We start from the raw sequence: 20,267 nt of genomic DNA on the forward strand, positions 1-20,267 counted from the left end.
TCAAATCTCGATTACCACCATCGCATTACTTACCTAGCGACTGGTTCGCCTTTTCGGCTGCCGCGTTCAGTGCCGCGGCGGGTTGAGCCTTTCCCAGGTAGACGGACTGCATCGCATCCGACACGACCTTCCCGGTGTCTTCCCACCCAGTGACAGTCGGTGCGAAGCGCGCGTTCGGCAACAATGCGATGAACGCCCTGGTGTCTGGGCTATTGAGCGCCGGATCGCTGGCTTCGGCCTTCGTCGTGGGCAGGAAGCCTTCCGTCTTCGAGAATTCGACGCGCGGGCCCTTAGTGAAGAGGAAGTCGAGAAACTTCCAGGCGCTCTTCTTGACCCTGGAGTTCTTGAACATCATGATTGAATCGGTCACCGCGTAGGTGGCCTGCGTCGTTCCGGTCGGAATGGGATCGATACCGTACTTCAGATCCGGTGCCTCCTTCGCGATCTGCTTCGACAGTAAGGGCAAAGAGATAACCATCGCCACACGCCCCTGCTTGAACAGGTTCTGTACGCCTTCACGGCTATACCCGGTGACCCCCGCTTCGGTCAGACCTTCAGCTATCATCGTTTTGTACAGCGTTGCGGCTTTCACGCCAGCCTGCGAATTGAAAGCAGCCTTGCCGTCCTTGCCGATCACGTCTCCGCCGTAGCTCCAGAGTGCATAATAGAAATAGACATCTGTCTCGATTTCTTTGCCTTGAAGACCAAAGCCGGCGATTCCCATCGCTTTCAGCTTCTTCGACGCATCGATTACGTCGTTCCAAGTCTTCGGACCATTCGGATAACCAGCTTTCGCAAGCAGGTCCTTGTTGTAGTACAGCGCGCGTGTTGAAGCAGCGAGCGGCAAGCCATACACCTTGCCTTTGATTTCGCCCGGCGCCAGCATCTGGCCAATGAAGCGGTCCTTGAAGCTCGCGTCCATGTAGCCATCAAGGGGCTCGGCGACGTCGTCCTTAACGAAGTCCAGCAACCAGCGGGTACCGACAATCGCCAGGTCCGAGTTCGCTCCACCCATGATGTCCGTCTGGAGCTTCTGTTGCAGCATGTCCCAGTTTACTTCTTCGATCTTGATTGTCGTACCGGGGTTAGCTTTCTCGAACTCCTGAGCCATCTTGTTGAAGTATGGGCCAGTCGCGTCACTGTAGTGCGAGAGGGTGATCCGGACCGTGTCGGCGAGTGCCGCTACTGCAATACCTGCAAACGCAAGCCCTACGGCAATCTTGCCCAGCGCGAAAGACACAAGTACTTGCTTGCGCCGGCGAATCAGCCTGCTCATGGGGTCGCTCCCGCTTGCGCGCGCTTGCCCGACAGGCAGGAGCGCTCCCTACAGAATAGGCCGGGCCAGCACGCGGCGTCCGCCATTTTCCCGCGTGGGAACAAGACGGCAGGGAACGCCGGCAGACGGCAACACGCCGGAAACCGCGCCTTCTGCCGGGGTCGTCAATGTCGCTAACTCGTACTAGCGGCATTGCGTTAATGGGACAAAGGTGCGGCGTGTTGCGCAATCCGTTATGCTGGTCAACGAAGTGGAGCGACCCCGACCGGCCGTTATACTCCGTAAGCCGCCGCTTTGGTCGCGCGGGGTCGGACGACCGCAAGGGGTCGGCCTGAGGCGGTCGCGTCAGGCAGCAGTCGGCGGGATTGGGCTGAGGTGAAGCCTTTGGCCGTCTGCTTTCGTGCACTGGTCGGCTGCCTCTAGCTGTCCTACGTTGCAGTTTGCTCGACGAGATATCGACCGAAGGAAACGCATGCCGTTTCGCCGATGATGGCAAGTGCAGTGAGCATCTGACAAAATCTCTAGAAGAATACTAACAATGGAGGCAGCTTGCGGACGGTCGAATACCGCTTTTCCACCATTTGGCGCATCGATGCGCCAGTGCAGGAAGTTTGGGCGACAATCCATGATTCGGCGCGATGGCCCGAGTGGTGGGATAACGTCGAGCGGGTGGACCAGCTAGAGGCTGGGTCCGATCAGGGCGTCGGTGTCGTACAACGCTATACGTGGAAAGGCTGGTTGCCCTATCGTCTCGTGTTCGATATGCGGGTGACGCGCGTCGACCCGTTGGTCGCGCTGGAGGGGGAAGCCAGTGGCGACGTCGAAGGCGCCGGCCGGTGGAGCTTTTCGACCGACGGACGCAACCTTACCGTGGTCCGTTACGACTGGTGCGTGCACACGAACCGCGCATGGATGAATGCATTGGCGCCGTTGCTAAGACCGGTTTTCCAATGGAACCACGATGCAGTAATGCGCGAAGGCGGCGAGGCGCTAGCGCGGCGGCTGGACGCGCGGCTGCTCGGCATCGAGCATCGATGAATCCAGCGCGGCAATGGATTGAGCGCTGTGCAGCGGTTCCCCCTAACCTCGATGGTATCTCTTGGCATCGAGGCAGATGATGCGCTTGAGATGATGGAGCAGACTGAAGTTTGAACCCAGGCGCCGCCGGTTGGCGATCGACCGTCGGTCGCTGTCCGGCCAAAACCCGACGGTCAACGGACTGCCCTAGATTGCCGACAATTCAATCCAGAGCGATGCGTTGAGGACGTTCCTCTTGCCATCAACCCCTCCTCCGAGGCGCGGCATTCTGCCGTGTGAGCGCTGTCCGCGAAACTCGATTCACGGCCTAGCGATGTGATTGACTTCAGGAAGCGGGATTCTGGCCGTAACTACAAAAGGGCGGCCAGCCTATTGGTTGCACACGACCAAAGCAACAGGAATCATCTGATCTGGAGGGCGACATCGTCGATCTGCTTGTCAACTTTGCAAGAATGACCTTGTTTTACGCAACCATATTCGTTTCCGGGCTTTGGTGGTGGGTAATCCCGGAGCAAGCTGGTGTCTACGCTAGATTTGCTCGTGCATGCGTGTGGTTGGTCGGGTTGCTGGTCTTCGGGTATGTGTGGTCCCGGAATGAAGCCCATGGCGGAAAGGCCAAGGTCTTATTGGGGTACTGGGTGCCGTTGAGCCTCTCAGGGCTAGGCTTCGCCATAGGTATGATCACGCGCTTTGCATTGTCGAAACATTGAGCGAGTGCGGGGGCAATCGTCGCGCTCGGTCGTGGCCCTCCGTCCGGCCACAAAAGGTCGTTCGACGCCGATGCCCAAATCGTTGACCTCCTCCGGTTAAAGCAGTTTTGGCAAACTCACTTTAACCCCCGTCGCCCGTCAGGGCGGCGGCAGGAGGTCCGCTAGATGATTTTCAATCGGACTCACCAAAACCGACGACACTTCCAAGTGCAACAAATTAACACCGAGTTTGGCCTGCTTAGCGTTGTTGACGAGCCCACGTACTCGTTTAAGTCACAAGACAATGCGCGTTCGTATGAGTTTGAGGTACTGCTTACGCCAGACACCCCAACATCTGTCCATGGGATAGCACTGAACGGTAGTGGGATAGTGGTCGTTGGCGCGGGTGGAGGCTGCTCATCAGTGCATGGTCATTCTGCGCTAGTGCTCGAGGACAAGCTTTATCTTGCGGTCGGCGATCACGTGGCCTGCCTCGCGCTTACGCTGCCGCATCGGCTGGTATGGTCAAGACAGGTCGATATGGCAACTTGCTTTGGTATCCACTGGGAACATGGTCGAGGTGCTCTCATTTCACATGGGGAACTTGAAATTTCTCGTCTGTCAGTAGATGGACAACTGATGTGGCAGGCATCTGGCGTCGACGTGTTCTCGGAAGGCTTTCGCTTGCTGCCAGACCACATCGAAGCCGTGGATTTCAATCGAACTGTGTATCGGCTTGATTACGCAACAGGCGAAGCGCGGGGATAGCTAGCGGCTCTTTTTCACGCCGAACGACCGCTTTCGGAGAAATCGATCGTCTCTTTTGGGTCGATTTTCGCCGCCCGAGACGGGCGTACGAGATCAGGTGTTATGTCAATTACGACCACCTATAACAATGCACCTGCTGCATTCCCGTTGTTCCGCCAAAAAGAAACCGCCTTGAACCGTGGGAATACCATCGGGAAATGCTGCGAATCGCGCAGTGGGCGGGCCATCTGTGGACGCCAAAAAACGTACAACGGAGTTCCCCGGGGGTGCCGCGATCGAGGGACTGGACGGGCGGCGGCCGTTGAACGTATGCCGACGCGATTCGCGTCAGCATACTCTTTCATTATGTCCCGCGTCACAGGTGCATTGCGCCGCGCTTCGCCGCGTCGTCTTTAATTGATATAGACCCAGGGGACGCCAATGTAATTCGCATCACCATCGCTAAAGTTCAGCTGCGCGTTGGAGCCGCCGCCCCGCGCGTACACATAGAACGAAGCGGTCACCCTGAGATAGGCTTGGTCGGCGCCCAACAGGTCCGAGTAGTACATGGTTCGCCAGCCGTCGAAGCGATCATTGACGTTGATGTTTTGGCTGTCCATGTCAAACACGTCGGTGCTGCCGGTCGCCTTGTAGTTGTACTGGTAACCCACTGCCGACATATCGATCCGGGCGTGAGCTTCTTTTGAATCCCAGAACCCGTCGTCCGCATATAGGATAGAGAAGCCGTGGAAGGGAACCCAAACGGTGTGCGCGTAATTGCGGTCCTCCGGAGCTTTATAGCTGAACCACCAGTCCATGTACACAGTGAATGAAGCTGCGCCGGTTCCAAAAATTCCGGAGCCGCTGCCGTTTGCAGAATCTGACAAGTCGATGTTGCCGGGATTGTAGCCCTGCCAATACACGGTGCCATCGGAGCCGTGTAGGGTGCCGTAGTACGGAGTGAACCAGCCGAGCGAGTTAGGTGCCACGAGGTGACCCCCAGCCAAGCCGGGATGCAAGGTCGTCTCGTTTTCCGGCGCCGACTTGGAAGACACGAGCTTTGCTTTTATGCTCTCGGTGAGCGACTTGGTGGCCGCTTCTGCTTCGCTATGCATGCCATCCAACGTGTCGAGCACTGTGACCATGTCCGTTGGCAGAGTCTTCCTTAGATCGGCGATCCGCGCTTGACCTCGAGTTTCCATATCCTTGAGATGGTCGGTCTCGGATCTCTGCAGTCTGACTACCTCTTCTCGGCGTGTGGTTACAAGCTGTCTAAGGATGTCGTCGGACGATCTGAATTTAGCTTCCATGGCTATTTACCTCCAAATGCCAAATCAAATTCGAAAGCCTGATGTCATGAGTTGCACGCACCGTATCGATGACTTCACCATGCAACTGAATTATTTCAGGACGTAAGTGGAGCACTTTCTACAACGAGACTGGATTGGGTGATAGGCGTTTTATCGCGTGAGCATATTTATCGACAACCCTCTCCATCAAGCGCTACCGATTGATGTCATACCAACCATCTCTAATGGATCGACAGTACGCATAGCGGGTGCAAAATTTATTCGCAGTGTGCGAACGTAGAGATCACGTACTGCAGAAATATTCACTGGTTACGGAGGCAGCATCTTCAGCGTGACCACGAAGCGCTTCAGAATGGAGCCATCGCCTTCCCAGTGTCGCCACAACTTGAGCTTGAGCGGCGTCGTACCTAGCGCCTTGGCACGGAAAGTCCAGCGCGCCTCTCCGCCGCTGCCGACCGCGCTGGACCCGCTGGCATAGTCGCTCTCCTGCAGTTCGATGAGGCCAGCGTCCAGCTCTTCGATTGTCCAGCGATAGCCGGTCGTCGCATTTTCAGGCAGGTACAGGATGACCGTGTCTCCCGCATGCATCTCCACGGTCGTGCCGTTGTCGGCTTCGGTTATCGTCCGGCTGTCGTTCTGTCCCAAGGCTTTCTCGGCTTCAAAATGCGTACAGGCAAGCAAGACCAGACCCAGGGCAGCAAGGATCCGTCTCGGTGTTGCCGCGAAGCGCTGCGGCACGTACAAGCGGGACTTGCCACCAATATATGGCCTCATACCGTGATGCCATAACTCTCGTTAAAGAACCCTGCATTGATGTACGCTTCGCTCGCGTACGCAAAACCTTTGTCGCCCCAGCCGTTACCCCAGCTGTTCCGAATAATGAAGCGCTGGTCCTGCGTGTAACCTACAACGCACGGCGCATGTCCGCCGCGGACCGTGCTGGGCTGGAACGTGTCGAGCTTCCCGTTCGTCGCAGTTGCGTTATCCCACGTGGCATCGACGTTGACGCCGACCAGGATTGGACCGTGCGAGGCAAGCCATGTCCGCCACTGGTTGAGATCCTTTCCCAAATTGAAGTATGCGGACGAGCGTCGCTGTGCGGCAGTCGCATAAAACTGGTTCTCGTTGCCGGTATACATCAGGGTGTTGATGTCGAACGGCAATAACCCATCGGGCACCACACCATAGTTTCGGCAGATGTCCATTGCCGCTTTCAGACTCGTTCCGGCTTCCTCGATGAATGTTTCTGGCCGCGCGACAAACGTATCGGTTTCTTTCGATGCCATCCACGTATAGCGTGGCGAGAGTAATTCGCCCTGTCCCAACTTGCCAGCCTTGACCAGGTGGTAGCGCATCACACCGTCCGTCGATCCCCAGCCCACGCAGGAGCCCGTTGCCCCCTGATCACCGACCGCCCACCAGGGTGCGCGGAGATCGCAACTGGGCGGTAATGCCGCTACTGCTCCCACTGATCCGGCTTCGAGCGCATTCTCAAGCCGCCAGTCACGTTCCGTGTCTTTCGAGGGTACAAGATTGCAAATGCGACGAATCTGTTTCCCGTTCATGTTCTCTGCTCCTTCCTCAGTTATCTAATACAAACACAAAACCTAACCGAAACGTTGTGCATACAGCCGGCGCCGCATCGCGTGCTGCGAACGTGGAACGCGCGAGATGGTCTGTGTCGCGCATCAACCCTATGTGATAGAACAACGGCCGATGTTATTGAAACCCATGGTTTCCTCTCAATTAAATTCGCACTACCAAGTAATTCCTCAGCGATGGAGCGTCTGCGGGACCTGCTGCGCGAAGGAATGGCAAAAGGGAAGGCGCCACTGCAGAGTGACGTCTGTCCCAAACCCGTCAGCCAAAATTGTCACAGGCGCTTCGCTAACAAAAATAGTGACGGGTGCAAGTTAGCGTATTGCGATCCAAATAAGTTTGAGTATGTTTTCGTAACCATTACAGTAGACAATTTTACGGTTATTGCAAGCAGAACGTATGGGTGGTTTTTAACTATGCGTTCTGCATTATCGATCCCAGTTTAAAAGACCGATCCTTCACGGCGCGCGCCATGTTTTTGAAGGAGCTGATAAAAAATTGGAGCGCATTTAAACTAATTAATGTCTGAAACTCTCGGGTAGCCACACGACGCGGTCCAACGCGTTCACGTCGAGTCTGATTATCGTAAATCTGCTGCTCCGTCCGTTCGGCGGACTTGACGAGCCGTCATGTGCCACGCCTCGCAGCTGGCGTCGCGGCTTTCTTCCTCTGCTTATATAGGATAGCGTCCTCTATCACATATCGGCTGGCCATTGAAAGCGACAACCAAGGTGCTGGTCGTGATGACACATTACGGAAGCGCTGTCTTGGCGAGTAGCACGGGGACGGATCGCTCGAAAGGAAGTCATCGCCGGCTGGAATGGCCATCGCATCTGGGCCGCTGCACCCAGCACTTGAAAATGCGGCTGGCTCGTCCGTCGAGTCGGACGCCGTCGCTTTGCCAAATGGCGGCTCGTTGCTCATCAGCAGACGTTCACCGACAGAGTGCGAAGGACCGTTCCTAGCCGACCGCTGTCCGACGCGGAAGACCATGATCGACCCCTATGCTCAGGTCGCAACTATGCGCAGATGGTCGGTCGCTGACGGCGCCGACTCAAGCATGGCACAGCTCTGGCAAGGCGGGCGAGTAAGGATCTGGACATAGTTCTCATCTGTAGATGCAGTGGTGGTCCCACTTCTGGAGATCACCATGGGCATCGTTCGCCGCTCCCACCGCACTGACATAGACGGTTTCGCCGACGGGCCGATCAGACCATACGTTGGTGCGTTCAAGCAGTACCTGAGCCAACGCCGGTACGCTGCGAAGACGGTCGCTACCTATCTGCGCTGCATCACGCATTTCGCCCGATGGGCGCACTTCGGGCACCATCGGCAGCAACGGATCGACGAAGGGTTGATCGCAGAGTTCCTCGACGAGCATCTCCCGCAGTGCGAGTGCGCTGGCGCGATCCGCCACGATCGGGGTGACCATAGCGCGGCGCTACGACACCTGCTGGTGGTCTTGCGCGCTCAGGGCGTCATCGCGGTGCCGGCGGACAGCGCAACACCGGTAGACGAGGAACTGCGCCGCTACGACGAGTATATGGAGCACGTGCGGGGCCTGGCGCCGAAGACGCGGAGCATGGCGCTGCGCATCGTCGGGCGGTTGCTAACGGCTCGTTTCGGCGAGGGCACCGTCGACGTCGCCGCGATCAAGCCCGAGCACGTTCGGCGTTTCTTCGCCGGGCAAGCGAAGCTCTATAGCAAACCGGCGAATGCTGGGCCAGTCGTGGCATCGCTGCGCGGTTATTTCCGCTACCGCGCCTCGCTCGGCGATCTGGTCCACGGACTGATTGGCGCGGTGTCCTATCCTGCTAACTGGTCGCTGTCCTCGTTGCCCAAGTCGCTGACGGCGGAAGAGGTCGAGCGGTTGATCGGATCGCTCGGCCAACGGGGACGCTCGATGCGGCGAGCCGACGCCATCGTGCGCTGTGCGCTCGATCTTGGACTGCGCAGCGGCGAGATCGCCCGTCTCAGCCTGGACGATATCGACTGGCAAGCCGGTATGCTCGTCCTGCGCCACACCAAGGGGCGCCGGGAGGACGTGCTGCCGCTACCCGTCGCGACCGGCGAAGCCATCGCGGCCTACCTCGAGCAGGAGCGTCCCAGGACTTCCAATCGAGCCGTCTTCGTCCGCCATGTCGCGCCCCGCGATCAGCCCGTCGGTGCCGATCTCGTCCGCAAGACGATCCGCCAAGCCTTCGCCCGCGCCGGCCTTCCTTACACGCGCTCGCATCTGCTGCGCCACACGATGGCCAACCGCTTGCTGGCCGGTGGCTCCTCGCTGAAGGAAGTAGCCGACGTCCTGCGTCACCGCTCGCTGAACACGACCCTGATCTATGCCAAGCTCGATAGCCGCAAGTTGGTCGAGGTCGCGCTGCCATGGCCAGGGAGTGCAGCATGAGAGCGCCGACTTCTGTGCAAGCACGCGTCGAACAGTTTCTGGTCGAGCGTCGCCAACTGGGGTTCTCCGATGATGGCTACGTCCTACGCAGCTTCGCGCGCCATGTCCAAGCTGCCGGCCATCGCGGCGCCTTGACGGTGGAACTCATGGCCGCCTGGGCCCGAAGCGACCGCCACGAGAGCAATGACCCGCGGACCTGGGCGCGACGGCTGAAGAGGCTGCGCGCGTTCCTGCGCTGGCTGCAGCAGTTCGAGCCGCGCACTGAGGTACCCGACGATTCGATCTTCGGACGGTTGCCCGAGCGGCAAGCGCCACACATCTTCAGCGAGGAAGAGATCGTCGACCTACTTGCTCGCGCGCGCCGACTCGGGCCTTCGCCGGGGCTACGCGGCGCCGTCTACGAAACGCTGTTCGGACTGATCGCCGCCACGGGGCTGCGGATCGGCGAGGCGCTGTCGCTGCGCAACGGCGACCTTGATCTCAAGGACGGGATGCTGACCATCCACCGGACCAAGTTCGGCAAGTCGCGGCAGATCCCCATGCACCCGAGCACCGTGGATGCCTTGCGCCGCTATCGCCGGCTGCGTGACCTGGCCGAGGGGCCGCCGGCGGAGGATGGCCCATTCTTCGTCGGCACCCGCGGTCGACGACGAGGTCTGCCGCTCGGCGAGCGTCAAGTGCATCGCGTCTTCCGCGACCTACACCAGCAGCTGGGCTGGGGCAACCGCGGAGCGCACCATGCCCCACGCATCCATGACCTGCGACATACCTTCGTCGTGCGCCGCATCGTGCAGTGGCAGGCCCAGGGCGTGGACATCGATCAGGCCATGCTGTCGCTGTCGACCTACGTCGGGCACACGATGGTGACCAACACCTACTGGTACCTCTCGGCGGTGCCGGAGTTGATGGCGCTGGCCGCCGGACGTTTCGAGTCGTTCACGACCAGGGCGGAGGTGCAAGATGCGTGAGACCCCTGCTCCGAAGCCACCTTCGTTCGCTGCGCTGGTCCAGCAGTTCTTTACCGAGTACCTGGTCGCGCAGCGGGCGGTCAGTCCGCGTACGGTGGCCTGTTACCGGGATGCCTTGCTGCTGTTTCTGGACTTCGCTAGCGGCCAGCTCAACAAGGCGCCGACCACGATGCGGCTGGCCGACATCCAACCCGATCTGATTCTGGCCTTCCTTGACCATCTGGAGCAGGATCGGAAGAACTCGGTTCGCAGCCGCAATCTGAGGCTCACCGCGCTGCGCGCGTTCCTGAAGTTTGCCGGCCGCCGTGACGTGGCTTCGTTGCACGACGTCGAGCGCGCACTGGCGGTGCCGATGAAACGCTTCGAGCGGCCGATGCTGAACTACCTCACGCGTGCAGAGATGGTGGCCGTACTCGGCCAGCCGCGCGAGAGCTGGTCCTCGCGGCGCGATCACCTGCTGCTGACGTTGCTCTACAACACGGGCGCGCGTGTCTCCGAGATCATTGGCGTACGGGTCGTCGATGTAGTCCTCGACGGCGCAGCGTGCGCGCACCTGCACGGCAAGGGGCGCAAGCTGCGATCGATCCCCCTGTGGGACGCCACCGTCGCCGAGGTCCGCAGCTGGTTGCGATTGAATCCAGCGCTGCGCGGCGAAGCCCCCTTGCTACCCAACCGGGATGGGCAGGCGATGTCGCGCTCCAACGTCGCACAACGCCTGGACCTTGCCGTGAGCCGCGCGAGCGTGGAGCAACCCAGTCTGCTCAAGAAGCGCGTCTCACCGCACATCTTGAGACACACGACTGCGATGCACCTGTTGCAGGCGGGCGTTCCATTCAATGTGATCGCCTTGTGGCTCGGTCACGAGAGCCCGATGACAACCCATCGCTACGTCGAAGCTGACCTCGCGATGAAGGAGAAAGCGCTCGGTCGGCTAGAGGCGCCAGATGCCAGGATTCGCCGATATCAGGCACCGGACTCGTTGCTTCGATTCCTGCAGACGCTGTAACTATGCGTAGGCTCCGCCAGCCCCTACCGCACCCCTTAAGGGGCTGGCCGCGCTCGCGATGACCATCTGCGCATAGTTGCGACCTGAGCATAGGGGTCGCTATGTAAACCTCCGCATAGCGACCCGCTGCCGCCATTCGACCTAGGTCAGTCTAAACGGCAGCTTTCGAGTGCACATCAGCCACCCGCTTGGTTCAGCGGCAGGAGCTCGCCCGTGCCAAACGTTCGCATGCCCATTGTGCCCCAATGTCACGCGGACTCGTCGCTTTTATGCATCAAGCTACTCATGTCACCTCGTCGAATTTCCTGTCATGATTTAAAAAATGGCATTGATATTTCAATCCGTTTGACTACTATTCCGTACAGTCCTTACAAATTAGAAAACGGATACGTCGTGTCAATAGTGCTATCGGTGATCTGAGCACGCAGAAGAATAACCCGCCAGGAAGTGACAGGCTGTTAGCGTTGTCGCGAACGTTTTCGACAGCAGAAAAGTGCGCTCGAAAGGGTGACGCGTCATCTGCCAACTCAATAGTGATGCTCAGTGTTTGGCCAAATTCGCCAATCTTCGCCCGGCGGTCTGTGTGACGTCGACTTACCGCAATCTGCAGACCTGCGCGCCCAACTTTCGCACCAAAAGGAGGAAATCTGTCATGCCAGATCTAAATCCCCAACCGCTTCCTCCCGGCAGAAGCGTCCGAATTTATGTCACACGTGAGGTTGCCTACGATCTCGAGAAAATGCACCGCATTACGGCAAACGTGTTGAACAAGCTAGGGTGTTCAGCTTGTCACTCCGGGCGCCAACTTGATTTTCAGATCGTCGAAGATTTTGTCGTAAATCCGGATACGCTCGAGGCCAAGGAAGTCGTCGGCATGAACGTCTGAATGGAGGAGCCGTGAGACAACTCGGCGTCGGACTTGTATATTGGCCCGAGTTGGCACCTTTGTTCGATGACAACAAAATATTGAACGTCCTCGAAGTGGAGCCTCAAGCTTTCTGGGAACTAGTTGGAGGACAAGACGGTTATCATTACCGGATCAATGACACAATAATTTCCCAAATCGAACTGCTGCCGCAGGATAAGCTAATTCACGGTATCGGACAGCCGGTTGGCGGGACAGTTGACGATCCGATAGAATATTTTGCGCAGCTCAGGCGCGTTGTACGGCGCCTTGACCCCGCGTGGGTGAGCGAACACCTGAGCTTCAATCGCACGCGCGTTAGCGAACGGTGCGAGGAATCAGGCTTCCTTCTGCCGCCGCGGCAGTCAGCCGCGGGCGTATCGACAGCCGTGAGCAATATCAGGCGCTTTTGTCAGCAGGTCGGCCGTCCGTTCGCGTTTGAGACAGGCGTGAGCTACGTTCGTCCGCGCTCCGATGAGATCGAGGACGGGGCGTTTATCGCAGCAATTGCGGCGCGGGCAAGATGTGGAATTCTGCTTGACTTGCACAACTTGTGGTGTAACCAGCTGAACGGCCGCCAACCCGTACTCGACGTGCTTGAGCACCTCCCGGTTGATCGGGTCTGGGAGTTGCATCTTGCAGGCGGGATGGAGTATCAGGGCTTTTGGCTGGATGGGCATAACGATGCGATACCGGCGCAGCTTTTGCAACTTGCCGAACAAGTCGTTCCGCAGCTATCGAATCTTGCTGCGATCATCTTTGAGATCTTGCCGGAGCATGTGGGACGCATTGGCATCGATAAAGTGTACAAGCAACTCGAGACGCTACATGCGCTGTGGAAATTAAGGCCGCCGCAGAAGATAGTGGCAGCGCGCTCGAACGTGAACGGGGTCGCGCACCGTGTCACGAGGCAGGGCTCAATAACTGGGGATCCCTCGACTGAGGTCTGCGCTTGGGAACTATCCCTTGTTGCCGCGCTTCGTGGCGGCGAGATTTTCGATCATCGCTTTGCGGATTTACAGGATGACCCGGGTGTTGCCGTACTTCGCCAATTGATTAGCGACGCGCGCAGGGCCAGTATCGCGCGCGCCTTACGGTACTCGAGCATCCTTCTTCTGCTCGGTGTCGGTCCCGGCGAAACGCACGCGTTGTTGAACGAGTATTTCTGTATTCACGCTCCGACATCCTTCGCATCGTTGGAAGCAGACCGCTTTGCTACGTTTCTTCGGAGTCGTGCCAGTCTATGCGCGGCTGTTCCCTATCTTTTGGAAACCTTGGCGTTTGAACAGGCGCTAGTTCGGGCGACTACATATGGCGTCACGACCGACCTCGTTTGGACAATTGACCCAACCGCGCTCTTTGCGTCACTAGATAAAGGTTGTGCACCGACGGGCCTTAAGGAAGTTACAAACGCGATGCGGGTCAGCCCCGGAATGCCTGCAGACAGCAGTTCTGAAGTGGGAGGCTGGACCCCCATGGAGAAATAGTACACAGTTGGCTGTGTCGCGGAAGCAGGCGGGGGACAACGAGTATACCCAGCGAAGCGGATGCTGGATCTGCTTGCTAGGGCGCCCATGCAACGTTCGTTGTAGTTAGAGGCGACGCGTGTTGGACAATATCAACGACGCACTCTCGGGAGTCCCGTACTTCCGTCGCACGCAGGCAAGGGAGGCGACTGAGACCAAACGGGAAGCCGACAACGGCTGGTTTCTCAAGGTCGTGCCATGGATCGGCCGTGTGAGCAGTCCGTGGAGCGACTTGCAGGCGCAAATCGGTCGGCGGCCTGCCGTTTAGATGGGCCTCTCCCGGCTGTAGATGCTACAGGCCAACCTCTGCGGTTGATCGCCACCGAGGGATACGTCGCACGACATCTCGTGCGCGGAGGAATTGTGATCTCACCTGCCTCGGTTTCAATGGAGAGCGAACTTCCACGAGCTGTAGCCAGTAGTGCTCTTTTGTATTGTCCGTAGGCACCTAGTGGGCAACACATTCAATATTTAGGCTTCTAAGGTGCGTGACAAATCTAGCCGCTTTGTAAGCGCGCTGCGAAAGGTCGCGCGGCAGATGCAATGTAGCCGTCGTTCGTCTCTTTACACATTATGAGGAGCGCATGAATGAAATCGAATAAACGGCGAGTCACAGTAAATTTTGGACGTATTGTTTCAGCGGTCCTCTGCTCAACACTTTCGTCTTTGCCTGCTGCAGCTGCCGGACCTACCGTGGCATATGCTCATGTTAGCGGTAACGGGACCCTTGATATGGCCAACTCAAAAAATGTCTTGCAGATGGCAACAGATGCGAGCGGATTTTTCTGTTTCAAACTGTCGTTTGCACCCAAGACCGTAATGGCGACAATCTCCCAAGATCCCACTGCTCCTATTCAGGGAAATGGCTTTATTAGGGCTGCGATTGCGCCGACTCCGCTCTCCACGTGTACCAATCTACCTAACCCCAGCAGCGTGGTTGGAACGTTCAACCAAACAGGGTCAACGGGTGGCTATGCGTTCTACGTATACTGGACAAAATAATTTAAGAAGCTTCGTCGGAAAAACGCGTGGGCGGACGGAATCTCGGGGAGGTTGAGGGGGTAGCCGCGCCTGAAAGGGCTCTTCTGTTTGTGCTGTAAGGGAGCGCACCGCTGTGCCGTACTGCCGTCGAACACCGGAATGATCCGTCGAACGATAGGAAATCCAGCGGCGCTTTCGCAAGAATTGTGGCGTCTGCCTACGCGTGGTTGCAGGCGATCCCCCGGCGGTCGGTCAAATTCCCCCAGGTTTGCCGAGATCGAGCGCCGGATGCGCGAGTGGAAGAAGGAAGACAAGGCGGTGAAGGCGGTTAGCGAAATTTGCGGCGTCGGGCTGTTGACGGCAACGGCAGCCGTCTCAATGATGGGTGATCCGAAAGCATTCAGTTCGGGGCGGGAGTTTGCCGCATGGGTTGGCATCGTGCCGAAGCAAACCGGCTCGGGCGGAAAAGTGAAGCTGCACGGGATCAGCAAGAGAGGCGATACCTATTTGCGCACACTGCTGATCCACGGCGCACGTAGCGTAATAGAGCACGCAAAAGAACCCGGCGAGTGGGTCGAGCAGATGATGAGGCGGCGGCCAAAGAATGTGGTGGTCGTTGCATTGGCGAACAAGATGGCGCGGACGATCTGGGCCGTGCTGGCCCATGACCTGCCGTACCAGAAGGCCTAGCTGCTGCGCCATTCCTGCGGAAGCGCTCGCCGGCTTCCTGCAGCAATTCTGATGTGATGTTCAGATAGACCAGCGTCGAGCGGATGTCTTTGTGCCCGAGGTACGTTGCGAGATAGGGAAGCCTGGATTGCGGGTCGATTCCCGACTTGTACCAGTCGCGCATCCGATGCCCTACCATCGTATGTCGCAGATCGTGAACTCGCGGCCCGACTGCTCCGTGCGCGGGTTTGATGTTCGCAAGTCGCAGGACATCTGTCAGAACAAGCCGTATGCCACCCACTGTGTAGCCGCGGTTTCGCTGTGGACTCCAGAACAGTGGGCTCTCAGGATTCGTTGGAGTACCAGCTTGCTGACGCATGTCAAGATAGTTCTGGAGCACTGTCATGACTCCAGGGGCCAGAGGCAAGCGACGTCGCTTGAAAAACTTCGTCTCACGGATCTCAAGAGTCTGCTCACGCAGATCGACATCGCCAAGCACCAGACGCGCGACCTCGCCTCCCCGAAGACCGGCACAGTAGGCAAGCACGAGCATTGTGAAGAGGGTGACAGGACGCCACGGTGCCTTCGGCGAGGGATACAACAGCGCCGCCTGCAGAATGCGCTGTATCTCATGCACTGCGGGTCGCCCAGGCAATGCAGGCACAGCGCGATAACCGCCCTGTGTCGGGCTCGCCCTCCCGCACGAATCGCGGCGCGCAAGTGCGTAACAAGGAACGCCTGCCGGGCACGAAGAAACAACGCGAGTTCACGCGCGAGGACATGAATGCCGCGCTCACGTTGATCGCACAACAGAACGCAAAACCTGCAAGCCAGTCCATCAAACCCAGGCAGCGGAGCGCAGGATCCCACTGAACGGACTGACACGCCCTGCCCGTTCACACGCTGTCCTTCAACAATGTGTAGCGACAAAACCAGAGAGATAGATCGCCACTTCCTGTTCAACCGCTACGACATCTGTATCTTGCTGGGACCCCGACATTTCAAAAAAGCCTCGACATTTTCTGTAGGAGTGCCTGGCATAGGTGCGGATGTTGCCTAAACCGGGGTCCCATCCGAACCATACGAGTCAGCACGCAGGGAGACGCCGCCGGAGTTGCCCGGGGAGTAGCGGTGATAACCCCCGTTATCGCGGCCAGCGTGTGCTCGCCGCTGTTGCGGCATCCCGCGAAATGGCTCGAGCAGGCGCAGGAAACCACCGGCGCTGCCACCCGAAGCGTCCGCGCAGCCGCGCGCGGCTGCGGCGCCTTGCGTTCGCGACCCGCGGCGAAGCCACCCCCTCCGCCACGATCCTGTTTGCCGGACACGTAAGCGTGCCCGCAGGATCGCTGCGGCGGGTCTTGGCGCGCGCCGCGACGGCACGCGGCAGCTGGCAGCACCGGCTAGTGCGGACGGGGCGAACGGCAAGACGGCGCACCCTGAGCCGCATCGGGGGCGGGATCGGATTGCATGCGCCCGGGCTTCGAATTTCATCGCCGCGCAAGCCGCCGGTTCCGCGAATGCGCCTGCTGCGCAGTTCGGTGCCACGCCTCCTTCACGAGGAGTCCGCGGCTTGCTTCTGTGTTCAAGGCGAAGATTGTGCAGGTGAAAGTTGAAAGCCCCGGCCGGGTCGCCTTTAATGACACTATGGACCGTGACCTTTTAAACGGTCACCGGTGGCCCCTCACCTCTCATGCTCCGCCTCTGGAGCGTCGGAGGGTTGCCGAGTGTTCCCTTGGCGCAAGGCAATATAACGTCGACGCATTGCTCGGAACGGCACGTTTGCGGCGTAAGGCTTCAGGATGGCTTCCACGACAATTTTGGAGCGGCAAATTACCAGGATCCGCCGCGGACACCTCGGTTGTGGCGAGGGGGCTGATTACAAGCCGGGAGCGAGCGTCTGGGAAGACCGGCAGGCCAAGAGGGTGCACCGGGTGCCGTTCATGGGACGCGAAGCTCAACTTCCTCGCGATTGCCGCTTTGCCGCTTTTTTATGGGAGTGCTACCAGGACAATACAACCGATATCCGGGAATTCATGCCCTGTGATCACACTGACACTGTCGAAGTGGCACGGGTTATGAAGCTTCGCCATCCCCGAAACCGTGACGGCACCTACAAGGTTCTCAACACCGACCTGCTGGTCACCAAGCGCGAGGGGCGGAGACAGTGGGTCGAGGCCGTTTCCGTGCGATTGCAGGGGAGGCGTCCGCCTGCCGGTCAGCCGGAACTCAGGATTGTTGAGCAGTTCTGGAAGCAGCAAGGCGTGCCGTGGCGGTTACATCTGAATGATGGATTGAACACGAACTGGGCCAGGAACCTCGACTTCCTGTATGCGATTGCGCTGCGTCCTGTCCGTGCTGGCGAAGGCGCAGATAGCCCCGTGGTTCAGCGAGCTGTCATACGTGCACTGTCGAACGGAAAGCATACGTCGGTGCGAACGGCATGCGAGCGCGCGATGAAAGAGAAAGGGCTGCCTGTCCCATACGGACTTAACGCCTTTCATCTGATGCTGGCCGCGAAACACATACGTTTTGACGTCCATTGCCGCGACGTCGATCAGGAGCCCGTCTCAGCGCTGATGATTGTGGACACGCGGCCCGTTCGCTTCACCTGAGGTGGTGCTTCTGGTGTTGAGTCATGCATGCGCGCTGGAACGACGCGCGTGAAACGCCGTCAGAAGTATCGCTACCAGTGTGGTTGGCTCCCCGAAACTTTGGCCACGCGATGAAGGTTACGGCGCCTGATCCGTCCATAGACCCTGTATTCAATCATAGGGTGCAAATATGCCATCGAAGGTTCGGATTCCTGCCCCGATATACGTCAATCGCGTGTATCAAGACCTCGCTAACGACGTTCTCTATCGCGTGGTGCACACAGGGTACGGTCAGCCCAATACCTATCTCGTCCGGCTAGACAGCTCGCGTTTGATCATCCGTTCGATTCCAACTGACGAATTCAAGCCATTGGTTGGCCTGAATGCGACCGCCACTGGCGGCTTCGTGCTTGAAGACGATCCATATGCAGACCTGGGTTGCGGTCTCAGAACCACACCGGCACATGCGCAGCAAAGCGAAACGAACTACGGATACATCAAAGATCTTGTCAATCGGGATAGCCAGAAAGGGCGGCATCAATTCGTGCAGTTGCTGAAAGCCGGGGCGGCACGCGCACGGATTATTGATGAGCATGCGGAAAACCAGAAAGTGCAGCCGAAAACTATCCGCACATACTTTCGGCTTTGGCTTCAGCGAGGTATGACACCCCGGGCCGTAATTAGTGGCTATCCGAATTCGGGTCGATCCAACCGGCCGGCAGCCACACGCCGTGAATACCAGAATCACCCTGGACGCCGCGCAGAGATTCGTCGACCGCAAACGTTGATGCCTTCCGAATCTCGTGACCGATTGTTCCGCTGGATGGCTGACCTCTACTACACTCACGGCCAGGCTGTATGGGATGCCGGACTGCCTGAAGATCCGAAACCGCGAACGGCAGGGAAGGCCAAAAATACGAGGCCAAGCGGCCGAGGGAGGGCACAACGCTCAGTTCACACAAACCGAAAACGCGGCAAACGGGGCTGGAATCGCGGCTCCCGGGATCGCCCTACGGCAGAGAACGTGGTAGATCGGGCCAACTATCTGTTGCGATGTGAACGGCTCATCAAAAACGCGAAGGGGGAAGCCACAGCCGTCGAATTGCGAGAGCACTCAGCTATTTCCGTCGAGCAGTTTCGTCACTACCTCAGGGATTGTGACGGCGGGCGTCGAAAACGTCACAGCATGGGGGAGGCCCAGTTTCGTTCGCGAGGGCGTACTCCACGAGGACATGCTTTGCAGCATTGTCGCGGTCCCGGCCACGTGTTCATGATCGACGCGACAATCGCTGACGTTTATCTGGTCTCATGTTTCGACCGGACGCTGGTAGTGGGGCGGCCAACGGTGTATTTCGTCGTTGACTTGTGGAGCCGCATGATCGTTGGACTCCATGTCAGTTTTCGGCCCCCGTCTTTCGAAGGCGCTGCGCTCGCACTGGAAAATATGGTCAGTCCGAAGGACGAATTCTGTGCACAGTACGGGTTCACCATAACTGTGGAAGACTGGCCCTGCGAGCATCTGCCGGCCCGCTTTCACTGCGACCGCGGATGTGAATACAAGCAGTCGCTCCCCTGGAAGCATATCGGTAAAGTCTTTGCTGTCGGGATTGACAACAGTGCGGCGTTCGAGCCATTCTGGCGCGGAGTGATCGAGCGCCGGTTCGGGATTATTCCGCTGATAGCGCAGCGTCATGGATATGGCATTGTGGAAGCGTATCGTGATGCGCCGCGGAACTTCAACTGCGCGGTTGACGCGTTGTGGACCCGCTCGGAATTTATCCGGGAACTGCTCAGGGCAATCCACCAGTACCACCGTACACCTATTTCAGGCGAGATCTATACACCGGAGGAGATGGTGACGGGAGGTACGCCTAATACGCCGCTGGAACGCTGGAATTGGGGGGTGAACCGTTCGCTCGCGATGCTTCAGGCCTGCGCCGTCGATGACATCAGACATGCAGTACTGTTTGAGACGGACGCAACGGTCACGTCTTCCGGATTGCGGGTGAACAACGCGGACTACAACCCGGAAACGGCGACGGAGCGCTACGCGACAACATATGGAAAGGCCTCTAAACAGAAAGTGGGCATTCTCTACAATCCGGACGAGATGAGTCAGATAGATCTATCCCCCCGCAATGAGTTCCCGCAATTCGCTAACCTCGCAGGCACAAATCGCCATGATCTCCACGGTGCTACGACCACCGAATGGGAACAGTTCTGCAAGCTGAAACGGAAGAGTGCGGGTCAGGCTCGTCAGGATAATGAGGGCATGAGAATGCTACATGCTCTGAACTCTAACGCAGACAGGCACCGGGCCATGCAGCAACAGGACGCGGCCTTGAAGGTAGCGGGCAGGAAGCGCCCTGACGCCACGCGTGTCAAGGATGCCAAAAAGGTCGAGGCAACTCTGGAGCGAACGTTACCTGCAGTGCCAAAAGCCGAAAATAATGGTAGAGCAGCGAGTCTAAGTGCAGCGGCGCGCCTGCAGCAGCTAACCGATATCAGCGGCTCGCGACTGCTGAGTGACCCTGGTGGACGTCGGACGCGACGGTGAAG

At 58.4% G+C, this 20,267-nt stretch carries 14 protein-coding genes and 2 pseudogenes; 11 read left to right on the forward strand and 5 right to left on the reverse strand.

What is annotated here, in order from left to right; genetic code table 11:
* Positions 1-25 precede the first annotated feature (25 nt).
* Positions 26-1,276: an ABC transporter substrate-binding protein gene (locus OKW45_RS13530; protein WP_429468800.1), complete on the reverse strand. Its 1,251-nt coding sequence runs from the start codon at positions 1,274-1,276 to the stop codon at positions 26-28.
* Positions 1,277-1,825: 549 nt separating this feature from the next.
* On the opposite strand from OKW45_RS13530, the gene OKW45_RS13535 reads away from it, so the two are divergent.
* Positions 1,826-2,314 carry an SRPBCC family protein gene (locus OKW45_RS13535; protein ID WP_429334535.1) on the forward strand — a complete coding sequence of 163 codons (489 nt, stop codon included), beginning with the start codon at positions 1,826-1,828 and terminating at the stop codon, positions 2,312-2,314.
* Positions 2,315-3,189: 875 nt separating this feature from the next.
* Complete coding sequence (locus tag OKW45_RS13540; protein WP_429468802.1) at positions 3,190-3,771, forward strand: hypothetical protein; 582 nt, start codon at positions 3,190-3,192, stop codon at positions 3,769-3,771.
* 392 nt (positions 3,772-4,163) lie between these two features.
* On the opposite strand, the gene OKW45_RS13545 is transcribed toward OKW45_RS13540, so the two are convergent.
* From OKW45_RS13545 to OKW45_RS13555, 3 genes are all read right to left on the reverse strand, one after another.
* Positions 4,164-5,060 (reverse strand): hypothetical protein, encoded by an 897-nt coding sequence (locus OKW45_RS13545; RefSeq protein ID WP_429468804.1) that lies wholly within the window; start codon positions 5,058-5,060, stop codon positions 4,164-4,166.
* A 309-nt stretch (positions 5,061-5,369) separates the two neighbouring features.
* The gene (locus OKW45_RS13550; RefSeq protein ID WP_429469391.1) at positions 5,370-5,798 is read right to left on the reverse strand and encodes a protease inhibitor I42 family protein; all 429 of its coding nucleotides are present in this window, start codon (positions 5,796-5,798) and stop codon (positions 5,370-5,372) included.
* Positions 5,799-5,830: 32 nt separating this feature from the next.
* The gene (locus OKW45_RS13555; protein ID WP_429468806.1) at positions 5,831-6,625 is read right to left on the reverse strand and encodes a C1 family peptidase; all 795 of its coding nucleotides are present in this window, start codon (positions 6,623-6,625) and stop codon (positions 5,831-5,833) included.
* A gap of 1,184 nt (positions 6,626-7,809) precedes the next feature.
* Here OKW45_RS13555 and OKW45_RS13560 point away from each other — a divergent pair.
* From OKW45_RS13560 to OKW45_RS13590, 7 genes and pseudogenes are all read left to right on the forward strand, one after another.
* Positions 7,810-9,063 (forward strand): site-specific integrase, encoded by a 1,254-nt coding sequence (locus tag OKW45_RS13560; RefSeq protein ID WP_429468808.1) that lies wholly within the window; start codon positions 7,810-7,812, stop codon positions 9,061-9,063.
* Entirely contained in the window at positions 9,060-10,031 is a 972-nt protein-coding gene (locus OKW45_RS13565) for a tyrosine-type recombinase/integrase (protein WP_429468811.1), read from the forward strand. The genes OKW45_RS13560 and OKW45_RS13565 overlap by 4 nt, the downstream gene beginning before the upstream one ends.
* Complete coding sequence (locus OKW45_RS13570; RefSeq protein WP_429468813.1) at positions 10,024-11,037, forward strand: tyrosine-type recombinase/integrase; 1,014 nt, start codon at positions 10,024-10,026, stop codon at positions 11,035-11,037. Before OKW45_RS13565 ends, OKW45_RS13570 begins: the two co-directional genes overlap by 8 nt.
* 652 nt (positions 11,038-11,689) lie before the next feature.
* Entirely contained in the window at positions 11,690-11,923 is a 234-nt protein-coding gene (locus OKW45_RS13575; RefSeq protein WP_429468816.1) for a hypothetical protein, read from the forward strand.
* A gap of 11 nt (positions 11,924-11,934) precedes the next feature.
* Entirely contained in the window at positions 11,935-13,428 is a 1,494-nt protein-coding gene (locus OKW45_RS13580) for a multinuclear nonheme iron-dependent oxidase (protein ID WP_429468818.1), read from the forward strand.
* 627 nt (positions 13,429-14,055) lie between these two features.
* A complete protein-coding gene (locus OKW45_RS13585) occupies positions 14,056-14,469 on the forward strand; it encodes a hypothetical protein (protein WP_429468820.1) in 414 nt (137 codons plus the stop codon).
* Positions 14,470-14,718: 249 nt separating this feature from the next.
* Positions 14,719-15,138, forward strand: a pseudogene (locus OKW45_RS13590) (IS110 family RNA-guided transposase); the annotation flags it as partial.
* A gap of 112 nt (positions 15,139-15,250) precedes the next feature.
* Here OKW45_RS13590 and OKW45_RS13595 read toward each other — a convergent pair.
* A pseudogene (locus tag OKW45_RS13595) lies at positions 15,251-15,781 on the reverse strand (tyrosine-type recombinase/integrase); the annotation flags it as partial.
* A 1,135-nt stretch (positions 15,782-16,916) separates the two neighbouring features.
* On the opposite strand from OKW45_RS13595, the gene OKW45_RS13600 reads away from it, so the two are divergent.
* Both OKW45_RS13600 and OKW45_RS13605 read left to right on the forward strand, forming a co-directional pair.
* Entirely contained in the window at positions 16,917-17,729 is an 813-nt protein-coding gene (locus OKW45_RS13600) for a PDDEXK family nuclease (protein WP_429468823.1), read from the forward strand.
* Between the two features lie 169 nt (positions 17,730-17,898).
* Entirely contained in the window at positions 17,899-20,265 is a 2,367-nt protein-coding gene (locus tag OKW45_RS13605; RefSeq protein WP_429468826.1) for a TnsB C-terminal domain-containing protein, read from the forward strand.
* Positions 20,266-20,267: the final 2 nt, after the last annotated feature.

The sequence above is a fragment of the Paraburkholderia lebeckiae genome, from assembly GCF_050436225.1.
Classification (GTDB): Bacteria; Pseudomonadota; Gammaproteobacteria; order Burkholderiales; family Burkholderiaceae; genus Paraburkholderia; species Paraburkholderia tuberum.